This is a genomic window from Bifidobacterium sp. LH_230 (assembly GCF_056357555.1).
Genome location: NZ_JBKEWJ010000041.1, coordinates 1 through 3587, shown reverse-complemented (window position 1 = coordinate 3587; position 3587 = coordinate 1). Strand labels below are relative to the sequence as shown.

The window sequence follows — 3587 nt, the reverse complement described above, 5'->3', positions numbered from 1 at the left end:
CCCACTCTCATGGACTCCCCAAAACAGGAAGCGAGGAATGAACTGGCAATCATTGACTATAAAGAAGTAGTACAAACACGCTCTTGAGTTCTCAAACCACCACCACACACCAACCGGCACCGGAAACCAACCAACCGGAGGAACCGGACCGCTCAGCGGCAGCGAGTGAATAACTTACACCACCCCAACCACAAACGCAAACCCAACCCCAACCAACCACCCCAAAACCACTGCAAAAACTACCAACCATCGGCGTGTCGCAACCACCAAAAACAACCCAAAAACACACCGCAATAGGCGTTGCATCTCCCATCGGAGAGGCAAAATTCCCTGAACAAATGCATACATTCAGTACCGTTCCGCGTGTCGCATGATTGCGCACGCGCGTATTCATCGAGATCGCCTACCCCAGGCAATCCAATCCAACCATCCGACTTCAACGGTCTACACCGACCCAAGTTCCTCATCCTTGGCGACAACCTGACTGATATCACCACGCAACGCCTGCCGCAGATATGGTCCGGGTGCCAGCATACCGCCGCGTCGCACGCGAATCGCTCTCATGGATTCCAGACTGCATATCAGTCGGCGCACCTCGTGCTCGTCAAGGTCCTTCAACGCGCCGTATCCATCAACGGATTCCAAACGACGATCCGGACGCTCCGGGCCGTCCTCGCCCGGCCAATCGCCCAACATGGCATGCACAAGCCGCTCTCTGTCATATCCCGGCGTCCCGCCGCCACGAACCAGATCGTTGAAGTAGGCGGCGATCGTTTTCATCCGCAAACGATCTTCCTGCGTGGACATCACCATCCGGTACCGCTGCCCCGGACTTGACGCAGCAGTCGTACTCGAACCCACCGAACTGTGCCGGAGATGAACCGGCTGCCTCACGGCATCGGCGTCCCGAGGCGCATCCCAAGCCGGGTTGCAAAACGCGCAGTTGCCGCACTGCGTCTGCGCGGAACGCTCGCCGAAATACGCGAGGATAAGGCCACGCAGACACTTGCCATACTCCATTGCCTTGCAATACCGCTCCATGCTGGCCAAAGCAACGCGTTTGATATGCGCGACGTGCTGTTTTTCTTCCGCAGTGCCGTCAATGCCGGCCACGTCCTCAGCAATACGGTCCGAGCGAAACTTGAAATCACGAGGAGTCCACAACATGATGCTACGGGCGGGCAACCCGTCCCGTCCCGCTCGCCCGGCCTCCTGGTAAAACTCCTCCAGCGCCGCACACGCGCCATCGTTGATAACCCACCGAATATCGGGCTTGTCGACGCCCATGCCGAATGCAGTGGTGGCACAGATCACCTGCACCGAACCGTTCTGGAATGCGTTTTGAATCGTCCGCTGACGTTGTTTGGGAACGTCGGCGTGAAAATAGTCGGCGGTCACACCAGCCTTGCGTATTCGATCAGCAAGACGTTCGCATTCGGCTTTGCTGGTGCAGTATACGATACCGCTGTCGTCATGTTTCCTTGCGTAATCAACGATCCAGTCGCTGCGATCATCCGACTTGAGACGGTAGCAATCAAATCGGATGTTAGGACGATCAAAACCGGTTTTGACAGTGAGCGGATCTCGTAGCCCAAGGTTCGTGATGATCTGAGGAATCTGCTTCGGTGTCGCCGTTGCGGTGAACGCGGCCACGGTCGGTCTCCTGTTCCCCGGGAAAGATGCGATGAACTCGCCGATTCGCTGGTACGACGGCCGAAAATCGAACCCCCATTGCAGTACGCAGTGCGCCTCGTCCACAGCGACCGCATCGATCGTATGATGCGCGGCAAATCGCCGAAACTGCGCGTTATCCAACCGTTCCGGAGCAACGTACAGCAGACGAAGTTCCCTGTTCAGAGCAGACGAGTATATCTGTCGCGCGGTCTCATACGGAGTGTCGCCGTCTATAGATGCCGCGGGTATTCCTCGATTGCTCAATGACATGGTCTGGTCGTACATCAACGCCTTCAACGGGCTGATCACAAGCGTCAGTGTGCCCGGCACCGTCGCCGGCAACTGATAGCACACGCTCTTGCCCGCACCCGTGGGAAGGACCGCCATGACATCGCGTCTATTCAGCAGGGCATTCACCACGTCCGCCTGGCCCGTGCGAAAATCATCGTATCCGAAGTACCGTTTGAGCGCCCGACGTGCAGCTTCTCGATAATCCGTCATCGAACACCCCCTGTCGCACCTGATAACAGTCTACCTGTCGTTGCTCCGACTCTTCCCGTCACTCCGCACACGCGACATCATGCATTGCCGACATGCCGGAACGAACGCATCCTTCGACCGCAACGATCAGTACGATGATCGTGACACGATAATATGTATCCATTCATGAGACAGGCGATCATGCAACGAACGGCAATCGATCCGCGCACCGTCGCGTTTCCGGCAGCCGTCAGACCGTACCTCGACGGCGATCACGACCTGTTCGACAGCAGTTCGTCGCCGCAAGCGCGGGTGTACTACTCGGCAAAGGATCACGGATATTTCATCAAGACCGCAGCGGCCGGAACACTGCGGCACGAGGCCCGGCTCACCGCCTATTTCCACGGCAAGAGACTGGCGGCTTCGGTGATGCATTACGGCACCGATGACGCAGGACACGACTGGCTGGTGACCGCGCGTCTTCCGGGCGAAGACTGCATTGCGCCGCGCTATCTGCGCGAGCCGGAACGACTGGTCGCGGTCCTGGCGCATCGGTTGCGGTTGCTGCATGATCTGGACGTTGCCGACTGCCCCGATCAGAACCGGTTAAGCGACTATCTTGCGACGGCGGAGCGCAATCATGCAGCCGGTCACTGGGATACGTCGTTCTATACCGAACTTTACGGCGAAACGACCGTTGACGAGATCTATGCAATCGTTCGCGATCGCAAGTCGCTGCTGCGTGCGGATACGTTGATTCACGGGGATTACTGTCTGCCGAACGTGATCTTGGATGACTGGCGATTCAGCGGTTTCGTTGATGTGGATGGCGCCGGCGTGAGTGACCGACACGTGGATGTGTACTGGGCGTTGTGGACGCTGCGGTTCAACTTGCATACAGATGCATACCGTGGGCTGTTTCTTGACGCATACGGACGTGATCTCGTGGATGAGGATCTGTTGCGAACGATTGCCGCGGTTGAAGTGTTCGGATGACGATTTGTTTCTGTTGAAGATTTGCCTTGACAGGCACTGATCGTTGCATATATACGATCCGATAACGGATATTATGTCCGAATGAGGCGAGACTGCGACAACGATGTCCATTGCAGCAAGCGCTCATTATCTTGCGTAACAAGCCGATCAAGATGTCTCATATACAACGATGCGAAGAACCTGAGGGGCAAGAACGGAAGCGCGTGGGGAGACGGAGACTCCTGTGGGTTGTTGGTCGGCCGGTGGCCTTGGGTTTTTACAGGTGATATGCGGAGGGCCCCGGGAGCAATGCTCGACCGGGGTCCTCTGGGGATTTTTTGGGGTGATATGAGTTGAGGCCTTTCGGGAGCTTGTGCTCGACCGAAAGGCCTCAATTGTTCACGTTGTATGCGGCGGTGTGCTACTCTCCCACACCCTGTCGAGTGCAGTACCATCGC

At 57.0% G+C, this 3587-nt stretch carries 2 protein-coding genes; one reads left to right on the top strand and one right to left on the bottom strand.

Annotated elements, in window-relative coordinates:
- Positions 1-444: 444 nt before the first annotated feature.
- Complete coding sequence (locus AC1A0G_RS12150; protein ID WP_476530007.1) at positions 445-2175, bottom strand: RecQ family ATP-dependent DNA helicase; 1731 nt, start codon at positions 2173-2175, stop codon at positions 445-447.
- Between the two features lie 165 nt (positions 2176-2340).
- On the opposite strand from AC1A0G_RS12150, the gene AC1A0G_RS12145 reads away from it, so the two are divergent.
- Positions 2341-3150 carry an aminoglycoside 3'-phosphotransferase gene (locus AC1A0G_RS12145; RefSeq protein ID WP_476530006.1) on the top strand — a complete coding sequence of 270 codons (810 nt, stop codon included), beginning with the start codon at positions 2341-2343 and terminating at the stop codon, positions 3148-3150.
- The last annotated feature ends 437 nt before the right edge of the window (positions 3151-3587 follow it).

What these genes read in the sequence shown, in the direction of transcription:
- AC1A0G_RS12150 (WP_476530007.1), bottom strand. Translation starts at nt 2,175, where the DNA reads ATGACGGATTATCGAGAAGCTGCACGTCGGGCGCTCAAACGGTACTTC.
- AC1A0G_RS12145 (WP_476530006.1), top strand. Translation starts at nt 2,341, where the DNA reads ATGAGACAGGCGATCATGCAACGAACGGCAATCGATCCGCGCACCGTC.